Origin of the sequence: Endozoicomonas sp. GU-1, assembly GCF_027366395.1 — a bacterium.
Lineage (GTDB): Bacteria > Pseudomonadota > Gammaproteobacteria > Pseudomonadales > Endozoicomonadaceae > Endozoicomonas.
In genome coordinates this window covers 657,067-682,671 of sequence record NZ_CP114771.1, presented here as the reverse complement: position 1 = coordinate 682,671, position 25,605 = coordinate 657,067, and the positions used below count along the sequence as shown (strand labels likewise).

Below are 25,605 nucleotides of genomic sequence, written 5' to 3'. Positions count from 1 at the left end.
GGGAAGGAATGCCAGCGTTGAACACCTGTTGCCCATACATCTTGCCCCGGATGAGGTGAAAATAATGGATGGGTGGTATCATGAGTAGATGTATTTCCCCAACTGTTTACGTTTATAAACGTTTCAGCAAAATGAACTTCTGAACAGAACAGTAGTCTGCTTTTTATATTCTCATGAATTAATGAAATATAGTTATGGATAGAAGCTCTGCTGGTGTCAGTGGTCAATACGCAAGATCAGGCAATGATTACAACCAAACAGATGACCAGGCCGCTTCTTCACGGCGTGGACGATATAGATATAAAACAGTCAGACAATGGGATACCCTCTCCCGCACTGCCCCGGGGCGTCATGAATTTTACCACGCTTCTTTCAAACGCTCTTCTCAACATCTAAAGAACCGTTCAGTAAACCCTGCTCAGGATTTTAATGCTCTCACCAGACAGAAAATAATGGATCGCCTGGTGAATAAATCTTATCGTTTTGGTGATCGCTATAATGGGAGACATCACGGTCAATATGCCAGCTTAATTAAAAAATACACGTTAGCTGCTAAACGACCGTTGAATCGAGCGGAACAAAGCCAGCTGATGCGTTTGCTGGAAAATTTTACCGCAACACGGAGCTGGAATTGGCGAAGCCTGACGACAACATTTCATTCATTGACTTCAGCGGGTGTTTTTACCCCTCATAGCCCCATGGATGGGCGTGTTAAGCGTACTCAAGCTGCCTTATTGTCAGCGCTACTTGATGCCATCATATTCAAGTGCAACCGAAAACCTGAAGCCAGGGATATTGATGCCCAGGGAATCGCCAACCTGCTGTGGGCCATGGCGAAACTGGCAGACAGAGGGCTGGAGCGAACACCAGGGCTCAACGAGGCTGTGGCCGCACTGTTGCCCCACATGAACGCACAGAAAGACCAATTTATTCCTCAGCATATTGCCAACCTGCTATGGGCCATGGCGAAACTGGTGGACAACGGACAGGAACAGACGCCAGAACTCAATGAGGCCGTGGCCAGGTTAATGGCCGATGTGGACGCACATAAAGCTAACTTTAATCCACAGGAAATCGCCAACCTGCTGTGGGCCATGGCAAAACTGGTGAACAATGGACAGAAGCGAATACCAGAGTTCAACGAGGCCATGGCATCCTTGTTGCCCCTCGTGAACGCACAGAAAGACCAATTTATTCCTCAACATATCGCCAACCTGCTATGGGCCATGGCGAAACTGGTGGACCACGGGCCAAAGCAGACACCAGGGTGCAAAGGGGCCGTAGCCACGCTGTTGCCCCTCGTGAACGCACAGAAAGACCAATTTAATCCCCAGGGCATTGCCAACCTGCTGTGGGCCATGGCAAAACTGGTGGACAATGGGTACCAACAGACACCAGATCTCAACAAGGCCGTGGCCGCGCTGTTGCCCCACGTGAAAGCACAGAAAGACCAATTTAATAGCCAGGGCATTACCAACCTGCTGTGGGCCATGGCGAAACTGGAGGACAACGGGTACCAACAGACACCAGATCTCAATAAGGCCGTGGCCGCGCTGTTGCCCTACGTGAACGCAAAAAAGAACCAATTTATTCCTCAGCATATCGCCAACCTGCTGTGGGCCATGGCAAAACTGGTGGACCACGGGCAGGAGCACACACCAGGGCTCAACAAGGCCGTGGCCACGTTGCTGCCCCACGTGAACGCACAGAAAGCTAACTTTAAACGACAGGAAATCGCCAACCTGCTGTGGGCTATAGCGAAACTGGTGGACAACAGGCAAAAGCGAACACCAGAGCTCAACGAGGCGGTGGCCACTCTATTGCCTCACGTGAACGCACAGCAAGGTAACTTTAAACAACAGGATATCGCCAACCTGCTGTGGGCCATGGCAAAACTGGTGGACAAGGGGCAGAAGCGAACACCAGTGCTCAAAGAGGCTGTGGCCACACTGTTGCCCCACGTGAACGCAAAAAAAACCCAATTTATTCCTCAGCATATCGCCAACCTGCTGTGGGCCATGGCAAAACTGGTGAGCAAGGGGCAAGAGCGAACACCAGGGCTCAACAAGGCCGTGGCCGCGCTGTTGCCCTACGTAAACGCACATAAAGACCAATTTACTCCGCCGCATATCGCCAACCTGCTGTGGGCGATAGCGAAATTGCTGGACAACGGGCAGGAAAGGACTCCAGAGCTTACAGAGGCCGTGGCCGCACTGTTGCCCCACGTCAACGCACAGAAAGATAACTTTAAACCACAGGGTATCGCCAACCTGCTGTGTGCCATGGCGAAACTGGTGAATAGCGGGCAGGAACGGACATCAGACTTTAACGAAGCCGTGGCTGCGCTGTTGCCTCACCTGAACGCAGGGAAGCACCAATTTAATGCCCAGGGAATCGCCATCCTGCTGTGGGCCATGGCGAAGCTGGTGGACAACGGGCAGGAGCGAACACCAGAGTTTAACGAGGCCGTAGCGGCGCTGTTGCCACAGGTCAACAAAGAGAAAGCTAACTTTAAACCACAGGAAATCGCCAACCTGCTGTGGGCCATGGCGAAACTGGTGGACAGCGGGGAGTGGACATCGGAGCTCAACGAGGCCGTGGCCGCACTATTGCGCCACGTGAACACACAGAAAGCTAACTTTAAACCACAGGAAATCGCCAATCTGCTGTGGGCCACGGCGAAACTGGGTGAGTTCGTTGAGCTGAACGTGGTGACCTCTACGTTTGCATCGCTTGTTTACCGAATCAGTGAAAACCCTCAGCTCTCACAGCAAGACCTATTGATTTCTCTCTGGGGAGTGATGGTTTGCTGTGCCAGATTGTCTCTGAACTCTAAAAACAATAACTGGCTTGAAAAACATCTGGATGACCTGTTTACCCGTCTGGAAAATACATTCCTGCACAATGAAGAAGATCAACGCATCATTGCCATGGCCGCCAGTTGGCTTGGGAGAGCATGCCCGGTCGTCCCCCATTACCCGACTACCAGGTCAAAACGTCAATCCGAGGTTCGCCATCTACTCCAATCATGCTTTCCCTCTTTGCTGATTGAAGAAGAAAAGAGTCTGAACTCACTGCCTTCGGTTGACCTGCTACTGCCAGATCACAACCTGGTGATTGAAGTTCAGGGAGCGTCTCATTACGTGGGTGGTGATTTCAACACCAGGAAGGGTTCGACGCTGCTGAAAATCGCACTGTTGCAAAAAGCAGGATTTGAGGTCATTGAAATTCCGGTTAACAGGCTTGGCAATCAGGATTTAATGAAACCATACATTGATCAAATAAAGACCAGGACATTGTTCCCGCCACAGGGGCGTGGCTCTGTATCACTCAAAAGAAGGTGGGCAAATGCGGCATACGTTACTGCTGATAAAGGCAGGCAGCCTTCAGATCATGGTTACCTAACCGTCGAAAAGCAGTTACAAGAACAAACCGGCAAACCAGCCAAGAGAAAGAGAAAAAACAACCAGTAATTCCCTCCCTTCGCCCCAGGAACCGTTTTCACATTCCAGCAAAATGAACTTCTGAACAGAACCGCAGTCTGCTTCTTATATTCTCATGAATTAATGAAATATAGTTATGGATAGAAGTTCTGCTGGTATCAGTGGTCAATACGCAGGATCAGGCAATGATGACAACCAACCGGATGACCAGGCGTCTTCTTCACGGCATGGACGATATGGATATGCCACAGTCAGACAATGGGATACCCCCTCCCGCACTGCCCCGGCGCGTCATGAATTTTACCATTCTTCTTCCACACGCTCTTCTCAGCATCTACAGTACCGTTCAGTCAACCCTGCTCAAGATTTCAATACCCTCACCAAACAGGAAATAATGGATGATCTGGTGAGTCAATCTTATCGTTTCGGTCAGCGCTATGATGGGAGGCATCACGGTCGATATGCCAGTTCAATTAAAAAATACACGTCAGCGTCTAAAAGACCATTAAATCGAGCCGAACAAATCCAGCTGATACGTTTAATGCAAAATTTTTCCGTAACTCGGAGCTGGAATTGGCGAAGCCTGACGACAACACTCCACTCATTTACTTCAGCGGGTGTTTTTACCCCCCATAACCCCATAGATGAGCGTGTTAAGGGCACTCAAGCAGCCTTACTGTCAACGCTACTTGATGCAATCATATTCAAGTGCAACCAAAAACCTCCAGCCAGGGATATTGATGCCCAGGGTGTCGCCAACCTGCTGTGGGCCATGGCAAAACTGGTAGACAGCGGGCAGGAGCGAACACCAGGGCTCAACAAGGCTGTGGCCGCACTGTTGCCCCACATGAACGCACAAAAAGACCAATTTATTCCTCAGCATATTGCCAACCTGGTGTGGGCCATGGCGAAACTGGTGAACAACGGGCTGGAGCGAACACCAGAGTTTAACGAGGCCATGGCCAGCCTATTGTCCAACTTGAACGCACAGAAAGCTCACTTTAAACCTCAGGAAATCACCAACCTGCTGTGGGCCATGGCGAAACTGGTAGACAACGGGCAGGAACGGACCCCAGAACTCAAAGAGACCGTGGCCGCGCTGTTGCCTCACGTAAACATACAAAAAGCTCACTTTAAACCACAGGAAATCGCCAACCTGCTGTGGGCCATGGCAAAACTGGTGGACAATTGGCGTAAGCAGACACCAGGGCTCAAAGGGACTGTGGCCGTGCTGCTGCCCCTCGTGAACGCACAGAAAAACCAATTTAATGCCCAGGACATTACCAACCTGCTATGGGCCATGGCAAAACTGGTGGACAACGGGCTGGAGCAAACATCAGATCTCAACGAGGCCGTGGCCGCGCTGTTGCTCCTCGTGAACGCGCAGAAAGCTAACTTTAAACCACAGGAAATCGCCAACTTGCTCTGGGCCACAGCGAAACTGGTGGAAAAAGGGCAGGAGTGGACACCGCAGCTCAAAGAGGCCGTGGCCGTGCTGTTGCCACAAGTGAACCCGGAGAAAGCTAACTTTAAGCCACAGGAAATCGCCAACCTGCTGTGGGCCATGGCGAAACTGGTGGACAGCGGGCTGGAGACAACATCAGAGCTCAAAGAGGCTGTGGCCGCGCTGTTGCCCCACGTGAATGCACAGAAAAACCAATTTATTCCCCAGCATATCGCCAACCTGCTGTGGGCCATGGCGAAACTGCTGGACAGTGGCGAGGAGCGGACAACAGAGTTTAATGAGGCCGTGGCCGCGCTGTTACCCCACGTGAACGCACAGAAAGCTAATTTTACACCACAGGGTATCGCCAACCTGCTCTGGGCCATGGCAAAACTGGTGGACAGCGGGCAGGAGCAGACACCAGAACTCAAAGAGACCGTCGCCGCGCTGTTACCCCACGTGAACGCACAGAAAGCTAACTTTAAACCACAGGAAATCGCCAATCTACTCTGGGCCACGGCGAAACTGGGTGAGTTCGTTGAGCTGAACGTGGTGACCTCTATGTTCGAATCGCTTGTTTACCGAATCAGTGTAAACCCTCAGTTCTCACAGCAAGACCTATTGATGTCTCTCTGGGGAGTAATGGTTTGCTGTGCCAGATTATCTCTGGACTCCAATAACAATAACTGGCTTGAAAAGCACATGGATGACCTGTTTACTCGCATGGAAAATACATTCCCAGACAATGAAGAGGAACAATCCGTTATTACCATGGCCGCCAGTTGGCTTGGGAGAGCGTGCCCGGTCGTCCCCCATTACCCGACTACCAGGTCAAAACCTCAATCCGAGGTCCGCCATTTACTCCTATCATGCTTTCCCTCTTTGCAGATTGAAGAAGAACAGAGTCTGAACTCACTGCCTCCTGTTGACCTGTTACTGCCAGATCACAACCTGGTGATTGAAGTTCAGGGGCCCTCTCATTACGTGGGTGGTGATTTCAACACCAGAAAGGGTTCGACTCTGCTGAAAATCGCACTGTTGCAAAAAGCAGGTTTTGAGGTCATTGAAATTCCGGTTAACAGGCTTGGCAATCAGGATTTAATGAAACCATACATTGATCAGATAAAAACCAGGACAGGAATCCCGCCACAGGGGCATGGCTCTGTATCACTTAAAAGAAGGTGGGCAGATGCGCCATACGTTACTGCTGATAAAGGCAGGCAACTCACAGATCACGGTGACTTAACCGCCGAAAAGCAGTTACAAGAACCAACCGGCAAACCAGCCAAGAGAAAGAGAAAAAACAACCAGTAATTCCCCTCCCTTCGCCCCAGGAACCGTTTTCACATTCCAACAAAATGAACTTCTGAACAGAACAGCAGTCTGCTTTTAATATTTCCATGAATTAATGAAATATAATTATGTATAGAACATCTGCTGGTATCAGTGGAGAATATGCAAGACCAGGTAATGATGACAACCAGCCGGGTAACCATACCGCTTCTGCAAGGCGTGGACGATATAAACAGTGTACAGTCAGACATCAGGATAATCCCCCCCCGCCCTGCCTCGGGGCACAATGAATTTTACCATTCTCCTGGTGCATGCCCTCCTCAAAATCTACAGCGCCGTTCAGTAAACCTTGCTCAAGATTTTAATACGCTCATCAAACAGGAAATAATAGATGGTCTGGTGAGTAAATCTTATCGTTTCGGTGATCACTATGATGGGAGAAATCACGGGCAATATGCCAGCTCAATAAAAAAATACACGTTAGCTGCTAAAAGACCGTTAAATCGAGCGGAACAAAACCAGCTGATGCGTTTGCTGCAAAATTTCACAGCAACGCGGAAATGGAATTGGCGAAGCCTGACGACAACACTACACTCATTTACTTCAGCGGGTGTTTTTACCCCCCATAACCCCATAGATGAGCGTGTTAAGCATACTCAAGTTGCCTTATTGTCAACACTACTTGATGCAATCATATTCAAGTGCAACCAAAAAGCTGAAGCCAGCTATATTGGTGCCCAGGGTGTCGCCAACCTGCTGTGGGCCATGGCGAAACTGGCAGACAGCGGGCAGGAGCGAACACCAGGGCTCAACGCGGCTGTGGCCGCACTGTTGCCCCATGTGAACGCACAGAAAGACCAATTTATTCCTCAGCATATTGCCAACCTGCTGTGGGCCATGGCGAAACTGGTGGACAACGGGCAGGAGCGGACACCGAGGCTCAATGAAGCCGTGGCCAGCCTATTGCCCGACGTGAACGCACAGAAAGCTAACTTTAAACCACAGGAAATCGCCAACCTGCTGTGGGCCATGGCGAAACTGGTGAACAACGGGCAGGAGCAGATACCAGGGCTCAACAAGGCCGTGGCCGCGCTGTTGCCCCAAATGAACGCACAGAAAGCTAATTTTAAACCACAGGAAATCGCCAACCTGCTGTGGGCCATGGCAAAACTGGTAGACAACGGGCAGAAGTTGGCACCAGAGTTTAACGAGGCCTTGGCTGCGCTATTGCCCCACGTGAACGCACAGAAAGACCAATTTAATGCCCAGGGCATTACCAACCTGCTGTGGGCCATGGCAAAACTGGTGGACAACGGCCAGAAGCAGACACCAGGGCTAAAAGGTGCCGTGGCCGTGCTGTTGTCCCTCGTGAACGCACAGAAAGACCAATTTAATGCCCAGGGCATTACCAACCTGCTGTGGGCCATGGCAAAACTGGTGGACAGCGGGCAGGAACAGACACCAGAACTCAACGAGGCCGTGGCCGCGCTGTTGCCCCACGTGAAAGTACAGAAAGACCAACTTAATTCCCAGGGCATTGCCAACCTGCTGTGGGCCCTGGCGAAACTGGTGGATAACAGGCATGAATTGACACCATGGCTAAAAGAGGCTGTGGCCACACTGTTGCCCCACATGAAAGCACAGAAAGACCAATTTAATACTCAGGGCATTGCCAACCTGCTGTGGGCCCTGGCGAAACTGGTGGATAACAGGCATGAATTGACACCATGGCTCAAAGAGGCTGTGGCCACACTGTTACCCCACGTGAACGCACAGAAAGCTGGCTTTAACCCACAGGAAATCAGCAATCTGTTGTGGGCCATGGCAAAACTGGTGGACAACGGGCAGGAGCAGACACCAGAACTCAACGAGGTCATGGCTGCCCTGTTGACCCGCGTGAACGACGAGAAAGCAAGCTTTACACCACAGGGTATCGTCAACCTGCTGTGGGCCATGGCAAAACTGGTGGACAAGGGACAGGAGCGTACACCAGGGCTCAAAGAGACCGTAGCCGCGCTTTTATCCCATGTGAACGCACAGAAAGACCAATTTATTCCTCAGCATATCGCCAACCTGCTGTGGGCCATGGCAAAACTGGTGGACAAGGGGCATGAGCGAACACCAAGGCTCAACAAGGCCGTGGCCGCGCTGTTGCCCCACGTAAACGCACAGAAAGCCAACTTTAAACCACAGGAAATCGCCAGCCTGCTGTGGGCGATGGCGAAACTGGTGGACAACGGGCAGGATAGGACTCCAGAGCTTAAAGAGGCCGTGGCTGCGCTGTTGCCTCACGTGAACACTGGGAAGCACCAATTTAATGCCCAGGGACTCGCCAACCTGCTGTGGGCCATGGCGAAACTGGTGGACAACGGGCAGGAGCGAACACCACAGTTTAACGAGGCCGTGGCCGCGCTGTTGCGACACTTCAACACAGAGAAAGCTAACTTTAAACCACAGGAAATCACCAACCTGCTGTGGGCCATGGCGAAACTGGTGGATAGCGGGCAGGAGCGGACATCAGAGTTCAACAAGGCCGTGGCTGCGCTGTTGCCCCAGGTAAACGCACAGCAAAACCAATTTATTCCTCAGCAAATTGCCAACCTGCTGTGGGCCATGGCGAAACTGGGTGAACTCCTTGAACTGAACGTGGTTATCTCTACGTTCGAATCGCTTGTCTACCGAATCAGTGACAATCCTCAGCTCTTTCAGCAAGACATATTTATGTCTCTCTGGGCGTTAATGGTGTGCTGTGCCAGATTGTCCCTGGTCTCTGATGCCAACAAAAATAACTGGCTTGAAAAGCACATGGATGACCTGTTTACCCGTTTGGAAAATACATTCCTGCACAATGAAGAGGATCAACGCATCATTGCCATGGCCGCCAGTTGGCTTGGGAGAGCCTGTCCGGTCGCCCCCCATTACCAGACTACCATATCAAAAAGTCAATCCGAGGTTCGCGATCAACTCCAATCATGCTTTCCCTCTTTGCGGATTGAAGAAGAAAAGAGTCTGAATTCATTACCTCCGGTTGACCTGCTCCTGCCAGATCACAACATAGTGATTGAAGTTCAGGGACCGTCTCATTACGTGGGTGGTGATTTCAACACCAGGAATGGTTCGACTCTGCTGAAAATCGCACTGTTGCAAAAAGCAGGTTATAAGGTCATTGAAATTCCGGTTAACAGGCTTTGCCATCAGGATTTAATGAAACCATACATTGATCAAATAAAGACCAGAACAGGCATCCCGCCACAGGGGCATGGCTCTGTATCACTTAAAAGAAGATGGACAGATGCGGCATACGTTATTGCTGATAAAGGCAGGCAACCCACAGATCACGGTGACTTAACCGCCGAAAAACAGTTACAAGAACAAACCCGCAAACCAGCCAAGAGAAAGAGAAAAAACAACCAGTAATTCCCTCCTTCTGACGACCCGGGAACAGTTTTCTTATTCCAGGAAAGTTCTACCAGCGTTAAACCCTGTTACCCCTGAATTTTGCCCCGGATGTTTTGAAGATAACGAATTGGTGGCATCAGGAGCAGATGCGTTTCACTGACTGCTTACATTTATCGATATTCCAACAAAATGAACTTCTGAACAGAACAGCAGTCTGCTTTTAATATTTTCATAAATTAATGAAATATAGTTATGGATAGAAGCTCTGGTGGTATCAGTGGTCAATACGCAGTATCAGGCAATGATGACAACCAACCGGATGACCAGGCGTCTTCTTCACGGCATGGACGATATGGATATGCCACAATCAGACAATGGGATCCCACCTCCCGCACTGCCCCGGCGCGTCATGAATTTTACCATGCTTCTGTCACGCGCTCTTCTCAACCTCTACAGTACCGTTCAGTAAACCCTGCTCAGGATTTCAATAGCCTCACCAAACAGGAAGTAATGGATGGCCTGATGAGTAAATCTTACCGTTTCGGTGATCGCTATGATGGGAGACTTCACGGTCAATATGCCAGTTCAATTAAAAAATACACGTCAGCTGCTAAAAGACCGTTGAATCGAGCGGAACAAAGCCAGCTGATGCGCTTGCTGGAAAATTTTACCGCAACACGGAGCTGGAATTGGCGAAGCCTGACGACAACATTTCATTCATTGACTTCAGCGGGTGTTTTTACCCCTCTTAAACCCTTGAATGAACGTGTCAATCTTACTCAAACTGCCTTATTGTCAACACTGCTTGATGCAATCATATTCAAGTGCAACCAAAAACCTGAAGCCAGGGATATTGATGCCCTGGGAATCGCCAACCTGCTGTGGGCCATGGCGAAACTGGTAGACAGCGGGCTGGAGCGAAAACCAGGGCTCAACGAGGCTGTGGCCGCACTGTTGCCCCTCGTGAACGCACAGAAATACCAATTTATTCCACAGCATATTGCCAACCTGCTGTGGGCCATGGCGAAACTGGTGGACAACGGGCGGAAGCAGACACCAGGGCTCAAAGGAGCCGTAGCCGTGCTGTTACCCCTCGTGAACGTACAGAAAGACCAATTTAATGCCCAGGGCATTACCAATCTGCTGTGGGCCATGGCAAAACTGGTGGACAACAGACAGGAGCGGACACCAGGTCTCAAAGAGACCGTGGCTGCGCTGTTACCTCACGTGAACGCAGGGAAGGACCAATTTAATGCCCAGGGCATTACCAACCTGCTGTGGGCCATGGCCAAACTGGTAGACAATGGGCAGGAGCGAACACCAGAGTTCAATGAGGCCGTGGCCGCGCTGTTGCCCCACGTGATCGCACAGAAAGCTAACTTTAAACCACAGGAAATCGCCAACCTTCTGTGGGCCATGGCAAAACTAGTGGACAACGGGCAGGAACAAACACCAGAACTCAACGAGGCCGTGGCCGCGCTGTTGCCCCGCGTGAACGCACAGAAAGCTAATTTTAAACCACAGGAAATCACCAACCTGCTGTGGGCCAAGGCGAAACTGGTTGATAAGGGGCTGGAGCGAACAGCACAGCTCAAAGAGGCCGTGGCCACGCTGTTGCCCTTCGTGAACGCACAGAAAGCTAACTTTAAACCACAGGAAATTGCCAACTTGCTCTGGGCCACAGCGAAACTGGTGGAAAAAGGGAAGGAGTGGACACTGCAGCTCAAAGAGGCCGTGGCCGTGCTGTTGCCACAAGTGAACCCGGAGAAAGCTAACTTTAAACCACAGGAAATCGCCAACCTGCTGTGGGCCATGGCGAAACTACTGGACAACGGGAAGGATAGGACACCAGAGCTTAAAGAGGCCGTGGCCGCGCTGTTGCCACACGTGAACGCACAGAAAGATAACTTTACACCACAGGCTATCGCCAACCTGCTGTGGGCCATGGCGAAACTGGTGGATAGCGGGCAGGAGCGGACACCAGAGTTTAACGAGGCCGTGGCTGCACTGCTGCAACATGTGAACGTACAGAAAGACCTGTTTAATGCCCAGCATATCGCCAACCTGCTGTGGGCCATGGCGAAACTGGTGGACAATGGGCAGGAGCGGACACCAGAGTTTAACGAGTCCGTGGCTGCGCTGTTGCCTCAGGTGAACGCAGCGAAGGACCAATTTAATGCCCAGGGAGTCGCCAACCTGCTGTGGGCCATGGCAAAACTGGTGGACAACGGTGAGCGGACATCAGAGTTCAACGAGGCCGTGACCACGCTATTGCGCCACGTGAACACACAGAAAGCTAACTTTAAACCCCAGGGTATCACCAACCTGCTATGGGCCACGGCGAAACTGCTGGACAATGGCGAGGAGCGGACAACAGAGTTCAATGAGGCCGTGGTCGGGCTGCTGCACTACGTGAACCCACAGAAAGCTAACTTTAAACCACAGGAAATCGTCACTCTGCTCTGGGCCATGGCAAAACTGGTTGACAGCGGGCAGGAGCAGACACCAGAACTCAATGAGGCCGTGGCCGTGCTGTTACCCTACGTGAACGCACAGAAAGCTAACTTTAAACCACAGGAAATCGGCAATCTGCTGTGGGCCACGGCGAAACTGGGTGAGTTCGTTGAGCTGAACGTGATGACCCCTATGTTCGAATCGCTTGTTTACCGAATCAGTAAAAACCCTCAGCTATCACAGCAAGACATATTGATGTCTCTCTGGGGAGTAATGGTTTGCTGTGCCAGATTGTCTCTGGACTCCAATAACAATAACTGGCTTGAAAAGCACATGGATGACCTGTTTACTCGCCTGGAAAATCCATTCCCAAACAATGAAGAGGAACAATCCGTTATTACCATGGCCGCCAGTTGGCTTGGGAGATCATGCCCATTCGCCCCCCATTACCAGACAATCAGGTCAAAACATCAAGCCGACTTCCGCGATCAGCTCCAATCATGCTTTCCCTCTTTGCGGATTGAAGAAGAAAAGAGTCTGAATTCATTACCTCCGGTTGACCTGCTCCTGCCAGATCACAACATAGTGATTGAAGTTCAGGGACCGTCTCATTACGTGGGTGGTGATTTCAACACCAGGAATGGTTCGAGTCTGCTGAAAATCGCACTGTTGCAAAAAGCAGGCTTTGAGGTCATTGAAATTCCGGTTAACAGGCTTGGCAATCAGGATTTAATGAAACCATACATTGATCAAATAAAAATCAGGACAGGCATCCCGTCACAGGGGCATGGCTCTATATCACTTAAAAGAAGGTGGGCAGATGCGGCATACGTTACTGCTGATAAAAGCGGGCAACTCACAGATCACGGTGACTTAACCGCCGAAAAACAGTTAGAAGAACAAACCGGCAAACCAGCCAGGAGAAAGAGAAAAAACAACCAGTAATTCCCTCCCTTCGCCCCAGAAACCGTTTTCATATTCCAGTAAAGTTCTACCAGAGTTGAAGACCTTTTACCCCTGAATTTCGCCCTGATGATTTGAAGATAACGGATGGTTGGCATCAGGAGCAGATGCTTTCTCCAACTGCTTACATTTATCAATATTCCAACAAAATGAACTTCTGAGCAGAACAGCAGTCTGCTTGTTATATTTTCATGAATTAATGAAATATAATTATGGATAGAAGTTCTGCTGGTTTCAGTGGTCAATACATAAGATCAGGTAACGATGACCACCAACCGGATGACCATGCCGTTTCTTCATGGCATGGGCGATATAGACATACCACAGTCAGACAACGGGATAATCCTCCCCGCACTACCCCGGGGCATAATGAATTTCACCATTCTTCTGCCGTACGCTCTTCTCAATATCTACTGTGCCGTTCAGTAAAGCATGCTCAAGATTTTAATGCCCTCATCAAACAAGAAATAATGGATGGTCTGGTGAGTAGATCGGTTCGTTTCGGTCATCGCTATGATGGGAGAAATCACGGGCAATATGCCAGTTCAATTAAAAAATACACGTCAGCGGCTAAAAGACCGTTAAATCGAGCGGAACAAAGCCAGCTGATGCGTTTGCTGCAAAATTTTAAAGCAACACGGAGCTGGAATTGGCGAAGCCTGACGACAACACTTCATTCATTTACTTCAGCGGGTGTTTTTACCCCGCATAAACCCATGGATGAGCGTGTTAAGCGTACACAAGCTGCCTTATTGTCAACGCTACTGGATTCAATAATATTTACCTGCAACCAAAAAACTGAAGCGAGGAATATTGATCCCCAAGGCATAGCCAATCTGCTATGGGCCATGGCGAAACTGGTGGACAAAGGGCAGAAGCAGACACCAGAGTTCAACGGGGCTGTGGCCGCTCTTTTGCCTCACATGAAGACAGCTAACTTTAAGCCACAGGAAATCACCAACCTGCTGTGGGCCATGGCGAAACTGGTGGACAACGGGCTGGAGCAGACACCAGAGCTCAACGAGGCCGTGGCCGCGCTGCTGCCTCGGGTGAACGCACATAAAGACCAATTTATTCCTCAGCATATCGTCAACCTGCTGTGGGCCGTGGCGAAACTGTTGGACAACGGGCAGGAGCGGACACCAGGCCTCAAAGAGGCCGTGGCCGCGCTGTTGCCCCATGTAATCGCACAGAAAGTTAACTTTAAACCACAGGAAATCGCCAACCTGCTGTGGGCCATAGCGAAACTCGTGGACAATGGGCAGGGGCAGACACAAGAGCTCAACGAGGCAGTGGCCGCACTGTTGCCCCACGTGAGCGCACTGAAAGCTAACTTTTCACCACAGGGTATCGCCAACCTGCTGTGGGCCATGGCGAAACTGGTGAACAACGGGCAGGAGTTGACACCAGAGCTCAAAGAGACCGTTGCTGCGCTGTTGCCTCACGTGAGCGCACTGAAAGCTAACTTTAACCCGCGGGAAATCGCCAACCTGCTTTGGACCACGGCGAAACTGGTCGACAACGGGCAGAACCGAACAGCAGAACTCAGCGATGCCGTGGCCGCGCTGCTGCCCCTCGTGAACGCACAGAAGGACCAATTCAAGACACAGGGTATTGCCAACCTGCTGTGGGCCATGGCGAAACTGGTGGACAACGGGCAAAAGCAAACACCAGGGCTCAACGAGACCGTGGCCGTGCTGTTGCCATACGTGAACGTACAGAAAGCTCACTTTAAACCTCAGGAAATCACCAGCCTACTGTGGACCATGGCGAAACTGGTGGACAATGGACAGGAGTGGACACCAGAGCTTAAAGAAGCCGTGGCCGCGCTGTTACCCCAAGTGAACGCACAGAAAAACCAATTTAATGCCCAGGGTGTTGCCAACCTGCTGTGGGCCATGGCGAAACTGATGGACAACGGGCTGGAGCAGACACCAGAGCTCAACGAGGCCGTGGCCGCGCTGTTGCCCCACGTGAACGCACAGAAAGCTCACTTTAAACCACAGGAAACCACCAACCTGCTGTGGGCCATGGCGAAACTGGTGGACAACGGGCTGGAGCAGACACCCGAGCTCAACAAGGCCGTGGCCGAACTATTGTCACACGTGAACGCACAGAAAGACCAATGTATTCCTCAACATATCGCCAACCTGCTGTGGGCCATGGCGAAACTGGTCGACAGTGGGCAGGAGCGAACACCAGCACTCTACGAGGCCGTGGCCGTGCTGTTGCCCCATGTGAACGTACAGAAAGCTAACTTTAAACCACAGGGTATCGCCAACCTGCTGTGGGCCATGGCAAAACTGGTGGATAACGGGCTGGAGCAGGTACCAGGGCTCAACGAGGCTGTGGCCGCGCTGTTGCCCCACGTGAACGCACAGAAAGACCAATTTAAGACACAGGCTATTGCCAACTTGCTGTGGGCCATGGCAAAACTTGCAGACAAAGGGCATGAGGGGACACCAGAGTTCAAAGAGGCCTTGACCGCGCTATTGCCACAAGTGAAGGCACAGAAAGCTAACTTTGAACCACAGGAAATCGCCAACCTGCTGTGGGCCATGGCAAAACTGGTGGACAACGGACAGGAACAGACACCGGGGCTCAACGAGACCATGGCCGTGCTGTTGCCCCACGTGAACGCACTGAAAGAGCAATTTATTCCTCAGCAAATCGCCAACCTGCTGTGGGCCATGGCGAAACTGGGCGAGCTCGTTGAGCTAAACGTGGTTAAATCCACGTTCGAGTCTCTTGTCCACCGAATCAGTCAAAACTTCTCAGCTCTCTCAGCAAGTAATATTGATGTCTCTCTGGGGAGTAATGGTATGCTGTGCCAGGTTGTCTCTGGCCTCCAATGCCAATAAAAATCTTGAAAAGCACATGCATGACCTGTTTACCCGCCTGGATAATACATCCCCAGATAATAAAGAGAGTCAGTCCATCATTGCCATGGCCGCCAGTTGGCTTGGGAGAGCATGTCCGGTCGTCCCCCATTACCAGACCATCATTTCGAAACTTCAATCCGACTTCCGCGATCAACTCCAATCATGCATTCCATCTTTGAGGATTGAAGAAGAAAAGAGTCTGAATTCATTACCTCCGGTTGACCTGCTACTGCCAGATCACAACATTGTGATTGAAATTCAGGGACCGTCACATTACGTAAGTAATGATTTCAATAACCGAAATGGTTCGACTCTGCTTAAAATCGCATTGCTGCAAAAATCAGGATTTGAGGTTATTGAAATCCCGGTTAACCAGCTTTGGAACAAAGATGTAATGAAACGATGTGTTGATCAAATAAAGATAAGGGTAAGCATCCCCCCCACAGGGTCATGACTCTGTATCACTTAAAAGAGGCTGGACTGATGAGGCATACGTTACTGCTGATAAAGGCAGGCAACCCTCAGATCACGGTTGCTTGACTGCCGAAGAACATTCAGAGGAGCAAACCGGTAAACCGGCAAAGAGGAAGAAAACAAACAGCCAATAATCGCCTTCCTCCCATCATGACTCAATAACCTTTTTCACATTCCAGGGAAGGAGTGCCAGCGTTAAACACCTGTTACCCATGAATCTTGCCCCGGGTGATTTGGAAATAACGGATGGGTGGCATCAGGAGTAGATGTGATTCCCCAACCGTTTACGTTTATAGATATTTCAGCAAAATGAACTTTTGAACAGAACAGCAGTCTACTTTTCATATTTTCATGAATTAATGAAATATAATTATGGATAGAAGCTCTGCTGGTATCAGTGGTCAACACACAAGATCAAATAATGATTACAACCAACTGAATGACCATGTTGCTTCTTCAAGGCGCGGACGATATAGACATACCACAGTCAGACAATGGGATCCTCCCCACCGCACAGCCCCAAGGCGTAATGAATTTTACCATTCTTCTTTCACACACTCTTCACAACATCTACAGTACCGTTCAGTCAACCCTGCTCAAGATTTCAATACCCTCACCAGACAGGAAATAATGTCTGGCCTGCTGAGTAAATCTTATCGTTTCGGTGATCGCTATGACGGGAGACATCACGGTCAATATGCCAGCTTAATTAAAAAATACACGTTAGCTGCTAAACGACCGTTAAATCGAACGGAACAAAACCAGCTGATGCGTTTTCTGCAAAATTTCACAGCAACGCGGAGTTGGAATTGGCGAAGCCTGACAACCACACTTCATTCATTGACTTCAGCGGGTGTTTTTACCCCCCACAGACCCTTGAATGCGCGTGTCAAACTTACTCAAACAGCCTTATTATCAACACTGCTTGATGCAATAATATTCAAGTGCAACCAAAAAACTGAAACCAGCTATATTGGTGCCCAGGGTGTCGCCAACCTGCTGTGGGCCATGGCGAAACTGGTAGACAGCGGGCAGGAGCGAAAACCAGGGCTCAACGAGGCTGTGGCCGTACTGTTGCCCCACATGAACGCACAGCAAGACCCATTTATTCCTCAACATATTACCAACCTGCTGTGGGCCATGGCGAAACTGGTGGACAACGGGCGAAAGCAGACACCAGGGCTCAAAGGGGCCGTGGCCATGCTGTTGCCCCTCGTGAACGCACAGAAAAACAAATTTAATGCCCAGGGCATTACCAACCTACTATGGGCCATGGCAAAACTGGTGGATAACGGGCTGGAGCAGACACCAGATCTCAACGAGGCCGTGACCGCGCTGTTGCCCCTCGTGAATGCGCAGAAAGACCAATTTAATAACCAGGGCATTACCAACCTGCTGTGGGCCATGGCGAAACTGGTGGACAACGGGCAGGAGCGAACACCAGGGCTCAGTGAGGCCGTGGCCGCACTGTTGCCCCTCGTGAACGCGAAAAAAAACCAATTTATTCCTCAGCATATCGCCAACCTGCTGTGGGCCATGGCAAAACTGGTGGACAACGGGCAGGAACAGACACCAGAACTCAACGCGGCCGTGGTCGCGCTGTTGCCCCACGTGAAGGCACAAAAAGCTAACTTTAACCCACAGGAAATCGCCAATCTTCTGTGGGCCATGGCGAAACTGGTGGACAACGGGCAGGAGCAAACACCAGAACTCAACGAAGCCGTGGCCGCACTGCTGCCCCACGTGAGCGCACTGAAAACTAACTTTTCACCACAGGGTATCGTCAACCTGCTGTGGGCCATGGCGAAACTGGTGGACAACGGACAGGAGCAGACACCAAAGCTCAATGAGGCCGTGGCCAGCCTATTACTCGACGTGAACGCACAGAAAGCTCACTTTAAACCACAGGAAATCGCCAATCTTCTGTGGGCCATGGCGAAACTGGTGGCCAACGGGCAGGAGCAGACACCAGAGCTAAATGAAGCCGTGGCCAGCCTATTGCTCGCCGTGAACGCACAGAAAGCTCACTTTAAACCACAGGAAATCGCCAACCTGCTATGGGCCACGGCAAAACTGGTGGACAACGGCCAGGAGCAGACACCAGAGCTCAATGAGGCCGTGGCCTGCCTATTGCTCGACGTGCACGCACAGAAAGCTAACTTAAAACCACAGGAAATCGCCAACCTGCTATGGGCCACGGCAAAACTGGTGGACAACGGGCAGGAGCAGACACCGCTGCTCAAAGAGGCCGTGGCCGTGCTGTTGCCACAAGTGAAAAAACAGAAAGACCGATTTAATGCCCAGGGCATTACCAGCCTGCTGTGGGCCATGGCGAAACTGCTGGATAGCGGGCAGGAGCGGACACCAGAGTTTAATGAGGCCGTGGCCGCGCTGTTGCGCCACGTGAACACACAGAAAGCTGACTTTAACCCACAGGAAATCGCCACTCTGCTGTGGGCCACGGCGAAACTGGTGGATAGCGTTCAGGAGCGGACACCAGAGTTTAACGAGGCCGTGGCCGCGCTGTTGCGCCACGTGAACACACAGAAAGCTCACTTTAAACCACAGGAAATCGCCAACCTGCTGTGGGCCACTGCGAAACTGGGTGAGTTCGTTGAGCTGAACGTGGTTACCTCTATGTTTGAATCGCTTGTTTACCGAATCAGTAAAAACCCTCAGCTCTCACAGCAAGACATATTGATGTCTCTCTGGGGAGTGATGGTGTGCTGTACCAGGTTGTCTATGGACTCCCGAAGCACTAACTGGTTTGAAAAGCAAATGGATGACCTGTTTACTCGCCTGGAAAATACACCCTCAGACAATGAAGACGATCAACGCATCATTGCCATGGCCGCCAGTTGGCTTGGGAGAGCGTGCCCGGTCGTCCCCCGTTACCCGACTACCATGTCAAAACGTCAATCCGAGGTTCGCGATCAACTCCAATCATGCTTTCCCTCTTTGCAGATTGAAGAAGAAAAGAGTCTGCACTCATTGCCTCCGGTTGACCTGCTCCTGCCAGATCACAACATGGTGATTGAAGTTCAGGGGCCCTCTCATTACGTGGGTGGTGATTTCAACACCAGGAATGGTTCGACGCTGCTGAAAATCGCACTGTTGCAAAAAGCAGGATTTGAGGTCATTGAAATTCCGGTTAACAGGCTATGGAATCAGGATTTAATGAAACCATACATTGATCAAATAAAGACCAGGATACAGGAAGAACACAAACAGTCAGTAATCCCTGCCCTACGCCCCAGGAACCGTTTTCACATTCCAGCAAAATGAACTTCTGAACAGAACAGCAGTCTGCCTTTTATATTCTCATGAATTAATGAAATATAGTTATGGATAAAAGCTCTGCTGGTATCAGTGGTCAATACGCAAGATCAGGTAATGATGACAACCAACCGGATAACCAGGCCGCTTCTTCACGGCGTGGACGATATAGATATGCCACAGTCAGACAATGGGATAACCCATCTCGCACGGCGCCGACGCGTAATGAAATTTACCATTCTTCTGCTACACACTCTTCTCAATATCTACTGTGCCGTTCAATAAGCAATGCTCGAGATTTTAATGCTCTCATCAAACAGGAAATAATGGATGGCCTGGTGAGTAAAGCTTATCGTTTCGGTCATCGCTATGATGGGAGAGATCACGGTCTATATGCCAGTTCAATTAAAAAATACACGTCAGCGTCTAAAAGACCGTTAAATCGAGCGGAACAAAGCCAGCTGATACGATTGCTGCAAAATTTCACAGCAACGCGAAGCTGGAATTGGCTAAGCCTGACGACAACACTGCACTCATTCACTTCAGCAGGTGTTTTTACCCTCCATAAACCTATGGATCAGCGTATTAAGCGTACACAAGCTGCCCTGTTGTCGACACTGCTGGATGCAATAATATTCAAGTGCAACCAAAAAGCTGAAGCCAGCTATATTGGTGCCCAGGGTGTCGCCAATCTGCTGTGGGCCATGGCGAAACTGATAGACAGCGGGCAGGAGCGAAAATCAGGGCTCAACGAGGCTGTGGCCGCACTGTTGCCCCACGTGAACACACAGAAGGACCAATTTATTCCTCAACATATTGCCAACCTGCTGTGGGCCATGGCGAAACTGGTGGACAACGGGCAGGAGCGGACACCAGGGCTCAATGAGGCCGTGGCCAGGCTATTGCCCTACGTGAACGCACAGAAAGCTCACTTTAAACCACAGGAAATCGCCAACCTGATGTGGGCCATGGCGAAACTGGTGGACAACGGGCAGGAGCGGACACCAGGGTTCAATGAGGCCGTGGCCAGGCTATTGCCCTACGTGAACGCACAGAAAGCTCACTTTAGCCCACAGGAAATCACCAACCTGATGTGGGCCATGGCGAAACTGGTGGATAACGGGCAGGAGCAGACACCAGAGTTCAACGAGGCTGTGGTCGCACTGTTACCCCACGTGAACGCACAGAAAGAACAATTCAATGCCCAGGGTGTCACCAACCTGCTGTGGGCCATGGCAAAACTGGTGGATAACGGGCAGGAGCAGACGCCAGAGCTCAACGAGGCTGTGGTTGCGCTGTTGCCCTGCGTGAACGCACAGAAAGCTCACTTTAAACCACAGGAAATCGCCAACCTGCTGTGGGCCATGGCGAAACTGGTGGACAACGGGCAGGAGCAGACACCAGAGTTCAACGAGGCCGTGGCCGCGCTGTTGTCTCGGGTAAACGCACATAAAGACCGATTTGATGCACAGGGTATTACCAACCTGCTGTGGGCCATGGCGAAATTGGTGGTCAACGGCCAGCAGCGGATACCAGGGCTCAACGAGGCCGTGGCCGCGCTGCTGCCCTGCGTGAATGCACAGAAAGACCAATTTATTCCTCAGCATTTCGCCAACCTGCTGTGGGCCATGGTGAAACTGGTGGACAACGGGCAGGAGCGGACATCAGAGATCAAAGAGGCCGTGGCCGCGTTGTTGCCCCACGTGAACGAACAGAAAGACCAATTTAATGCCCAGGGTATCACCATCCTGCTTTGGGCCATGACGAAACTGGTTGACAGCGGGCAGAAGCGGACACCATCGCTCACAGAGGCCGTGGCCGCACTGTTGCCCCACGTGGATACACAGAAAGATAACTTTACACCACATGAAATCGCCAACCTGCTGTGGGCCATGGCGAAACTACTGGACAACGGGCAGGATAGGACACCAGAGCTCAAAGAGGCCGTGGCCACGCTGTTGCCACACGTGAACGCACAGAAAGATAACTTTACACCACAGGCTATCGCCAACCTGCTGTGGGCCATGGCGAAACTGGTGGATAGCGGGCAAGAGCGGACACCAGAGTTTAACGAGGCCGTGGCCGCGCTGTTGCGCCACGTGAACACACAGAAAGCTAACTTTAAACCACAGGAAATCGCCAATCTGCTGTGGGCCACGGCGAAACTGGGTGAGTTCGTTGAGCTGAACCTGGTTACCTCTATGTTCGAATCGCTTGTTTACCGAATCAGTGAAACCCCTCAGCTCTCACAGCAAAACATATTGATGTCTCTCTGGGGAGTCATGGTTTGCTGTGCCAGGTTGTCTCTAGACTCCAATAACAATAACTGGCTTGAAAAGCACATGAATGACCTGTTAACTCGTCTGGAAAATACATCCTCAGACAATGAAGAGGAGCAACGCATCATTGCCATGGCCGCCAGTTGGCTTGGGAGAGCGTGTCCAGTCGTCCCCAATTACCCGACAAACATTTCAAAAATCCAGGCCGACTTTCGCAATCAACTCCAATCATGCATTCCCTCTTTGCAGATTGAAGAAGAAAAGAGTCTGAACTCACTGCCTCCGGTTGACCTGCTACTGCCAGATCACAACATGGTGATTGAAGTTCAGGGACCCTCACATTACGTGGGTGGTGATTTCAACACCAGGAATGGTTCGACTCTGCTGAAAATCGCACTGTTGCAAAAAGCAGGATTTGAGGTCATTGAAATCCCAATTAACATGCTTTGGAACCGGAATTCAATGAAACGATGTATTGATCAAATAAAGGCCAGGGTAGACATCTCGTCACAACGCCATGGCTCTGTATCACTTAAAAGAAGGTGGGCAGATGAGGCATACGTTACAGCTGATAGAGGCAGGCAACCCTCAGATCATGGTTACTTAACCGCCCAAGAACATTCAAAAGAACAAACCGGCAGACCAGGAAAGAGGAAGAAAACAACCAGCCAGTAATCCTCTCCCTTCGACCCAGGAACCGTTTTCACATTCCAGGAAAGTTCTACCAACGTTGAAGACCTGTTGTCGCTGAATTTCGCCCCAAATGAACTTCTGAACAGAACAGCAGTCTGCTTTTTATATTCTCATGAATTAATGAAATATAATTATGGATAGAAGCTCTGCTGGTATCAGTGGTCAATACGCAAGATCAGGCAATGATTACCACCAATCGGATAACCAGGCCGCTTCTTCACGGCGTGGACGATATAGATATGCCACAGTCAGACAATGGGATAACCCCTCCCGCACGGCCCCGGTGCGTCATGAATTTTACCATTCTTCTGTCACACGCTCTTCTCAACATCTACAGTACCGCTCAGTAAACCCTGCTCAGGATTTTAATGCTCTCATCAAACAGGAAATAATGGATGACCTGGTGAGTAAATCTTATCGTTTCGGTCATCGCTATGATGGGAGAGATCACGGCGTGTATGCCAGTTCAATTAAAAAATACACGTCAGCGTCTAAAAGACCGTTAAATCGAGCGGAACAAAGCCAGCTGATGCGTTTGCTGCAAAATTTTACTGCAACACGGAGCTGGAATTGGCGAAGCCTGACGACCACACTTCACTCATTGACTTCAGCGGGTGTTTTTACCGCCCATAACCCCATAGATGAGCGTGTCAAGCATACTCAAGTTGCCTTATTGTCAACACTACTTGATGCAATAATATTCAAGTGCAACCAAAAACCTGAAGCCACCTATGTTAGAGCCCAGGAAATCGCCAACCTGCTGTGGGCCATGGCGAAACTGGTAGACAGCGGGCAGGAGCGGATACCAGGGCTCAACGAGGCTGTGGCTGCACTGTTGCCCCACATGAACACACAGAAGGACCAATTTATTCCTCAACATATTGCCAACCTGTTGTGGGCCATGGCGAAACTGGTGGACAACGGGCAGGAACAGACGCCAGAACTCAATGAGGCCGTGGCCGGGTTACTGGCCAATGTGAACGCACAGAAAGGTAACTTTAAACCACAGGAAATTACCAACCTGCTCTGGGCCATGGCGAAACTGGTGGACAACGGGCAGGAGCAAACACCGATACTAAGCAGAGCCGAGGCCGTACTGTTGCCCCATGTGAGCGAACAGAAGGCTGACTTTACACCACAGGGCATCGTCAACCTGCTTTGGGCCATGGCGAAACTGGTGGACAACGGGCAAAAGCGAACACCAGAGTTCAACGTGGCGTTGGCTGCGCTGTTGCCCCACGTGAGTGCACAGAAAGCAAACTTTACACCACAGGGTATCGCCAACCTGCTGTGGGCCATGTCAAAACTGGTGGACAACGGGCAGGAGCAGACACCAGGGTTCAAAGAGGCCGTGGCAGCGTTGTTGCCCCACGTGAACACACAGAAAGCTCACTTTAAACCACAGGAAATCGCCAGCCTGCTATGGGCCATGGCGAAACTGGTGGACAACGGGCAGGAGCAGACACCAGGGCTCAACAAGGCTATAGTCGCCCTGCTACCCCACGTGAACATACATAAAGCTCACTTTAAACCACAGGAAATCGCCAGCCTGCTCTGGGCCACGTCGAAACTGGTGGACAACGGGCAGGAGCGGACACCGCTGCTCAAAGAGGCCGTGGCCGCGCTGCTGCCACTCGTGAACACAGCGAAAGCTAACTTAAAACCACAGGAAATCGCCAACCTGCTGTGGGCCATGGCGAAACTGGTGGACAACGGGCAGGATACACCAAAGCTTAAAGAGACCGTGGCCGCGCTGTTGCCACACGTGAATGCACAGAAAGATAACTTTACACCACAGGCTATCGCCAACCTGCTGTGGGCCATGGCGAAACTGGTGGACAACGGGCAGGAGCGAACACCAGAGTTTAACGAGGCCATGGCCGCGCTGTTGCCACGCGTCAACACGGAGAAAGCTAACTTTAAACCACAGGAAATTGCCAACCTGCTGTGGGCCATGGCGAAACTGGTGGGCAATGGGGAGTGGACTGCAGAGCTCAACGAGGCCGTGGCCGCGCTATTGCGCCACGTGAACACACAGAAAGCTAACTTTAAACCAAAGGAAATCGCCAATCTGCTGTGGGCCACAGCGAAACTGGGTGAGTTCGTTGAGCTGAACCTGGTGACCTCTATGTTCGAATCGTTTGTTTACCGAATCAGTGAACACCCTCAGCTCTTACAGCAAGACCTATTGATGTCTCTCTGGGGAGTCATGGTTTGCTGTGCCAGATTGTCTCTGGACTCCAATAACAATAACTGGCTTGAAAAGCACATGAATGACCTGTTAACTCGTCTGGAAAATACATCCTCAGACAATGAAGAGGAGCAACGCATCATTGCCATGGCCGCCAGTTGGCTTGGGAGAGCGTGTCCAGTCGCCCCCCACTACCAGACAAACATTTCAAAAATCCAGACCGACTTTCGCAATCAACTCCAATCATGCATTCCCTCTTTGCAGATTGAAGAAGAAAAGAGTCTGAACTCCTTGCCTCCGGTTGACCTGCTACTGCCGGATCACAACATGGTGATTGAAGTTCAGGGGCCCTCTCATTACGTGGGTGGTGATTTCACTACCAGAAATGGTTCGACGCTGCTGAAAATCGCACTGTTGCAAAAAGCAGGATTTGAGGTCATTGAAATTCCGGCTAACAGGCTCTTGACTCAGGATTCAATGAAACCATGTATTGATCAAATAAAGTCCAGGATAGGCTTCCCGCCACAGGGGCATGGCTCTGTATCACTTACAAGAACGTGGACAGATGCGGCATACGTTACTGCTGATAAAGGCAGGCAACCCACAGAGCACGGTTACTTAACCGTCGGAAAACAGTTAGAAGAACAAACCGGCAAACCAGCCAGGAGGAAGAGAAAAAACAGCCAGTAATCCCCCCCTCCCTTCCACCCGGGAACCGTTTTCACATTCAAGTAAAGTTCTACCAGCTGAAGACCTGTTGCCCCTGAATTTCGCCCCGGATGATTTGAAGATAATGGATGGTTGGCATCAGGAG

10 protein-coding genes are annotated in these 25,605 nt (G+C 50.8%); all 10 read left to right on the top strand.

What is annotated here, in order from left to right; translation table 11 throughout:
* Window positions 1-194 precede the first annotated feature (194 nt).
* The 10 genes from O3276_RS02780 (at window position 195) to O3276_RS02735 (ending at window position 25,481) form a co-directional block, all read left to right on the top strand.
* Window positions 195-3,473 (top strand): DUF1601 domain-containing protein, encoded by a 3,279-nt coding sequence (locus O3276_RS02780; RefSeq protein ID WP_269674267.1) that lies wholly within the window; start codon window positions 195-197, stop codon window positions 3,471-3,473.
* Window positions 3,474-3,579: 106 nt separating this feature from the next.
* Window positions 3,580-6,201: an RAP domain-containing protein gene (locus tag O3276_RS02775; RefSeq protein ID WP_269674266.1), complete on the top strand. Its 2,622-nt coding sequence runs from the start codon at window positions 3,580-3,582 to the stop codon at window positions 6,199-6,201.
* A 107-nt stretch (window positions 6,202-6,308) separates the two neighbouring features.
* Window positions 6,309-6,470, top strand: coding sequence for a hypothetical protein (locus tag O3276_RS02770; RefSeq protein WP_269674265.1), 162 nt, complete (start codon window positions 6,309-6,311; stop codon window positions 6,468-6,470).
* A gap of 109 nt (window positions 6,471-6,579) precedes the next feature.
* On the top strand, window positions 6,580-9,597 hold the full coding sequence (locus tag O3276_RS02765) for an RAP domain-containing protein (RefSeq protein WP_269674264.1): 3,018 nt from the start codon (window positions 6,580-6,582) through the stop codon (window positions 9,595-9,597).
* A gap of 234 nt (window positions 9,598-9,831) precedes the next feature.
* Window positions 9,832-12,978, top strand: coding sequence for an RAP domain-containing protein (locus O3276_RS02760; protein ID WP_269674263.1), 3,147 nt, complete (start codon window positions 9,832-9,834; stop codon window positions 12,976-12,978).
* Window positions 12,979-13,208: 230 nt separating this feature from the next.
* Window positions 13,209-15,857, top strand: a complete 2,649-nt coding sequence (locus O3276_RS02755; RefSeq protein WP_269674262.1) for a DUF1601 domain-containing protein — start codon at window positions 13,209-13,211, stop codon at window positions 15,855-15,857.
* A complete protein-coding gene (locus O3276_RS02750; protein WP_269674261.1) occupies window positions 15,796-16,332 on the top strand; it encodes an RAP domain-containing protein in 537 nt (178 codons plus the stop codon). The genes O3276_RS02755 and O3276_RS02750 overlap by 62 nt, the downstream gene beginning before the upstream one ends.
* A 392-nt stretch (window positions 16,333-16,724) precedes the next feature.
* Window positions 16,725-19,637, top strand: coding sequence for an RAP domain-containing protein (locus tag O3276_RS02745; RefSeq protein ID WP_269674260.1), 2,913 nt, complete (start codon window positions 16,725-16,727; stop codon window positions 19,635-19,637).
* Between the two features lie 59 nt (window positions 19,638-19,696).
* Window positions 19,697-22,582, top strand: coding sequence for an RAP domain-containing protein (locus O3276_RS02740; RefSeq protein ID WP_269674259.1), 2,886 nt, complete (start codon window positions 19,697-19,699; stop codon window positions 22,580-22,582).
* 151 nt (window positions 22,583-22,733) lie between these two features.
* Complete coding sequence (locus O3276_RS02735) at window positions 22,734-25,481, top strand: DUF1601 domain-containing protein (RefSeq protein WP_269674258.1); 2,748 nt, start codon at window positions 22,734-22,736, stop codon at window positions 25,479-25,481.
* Window positions 25,482-25,605 lie beyond the last annotated feature (124 nt).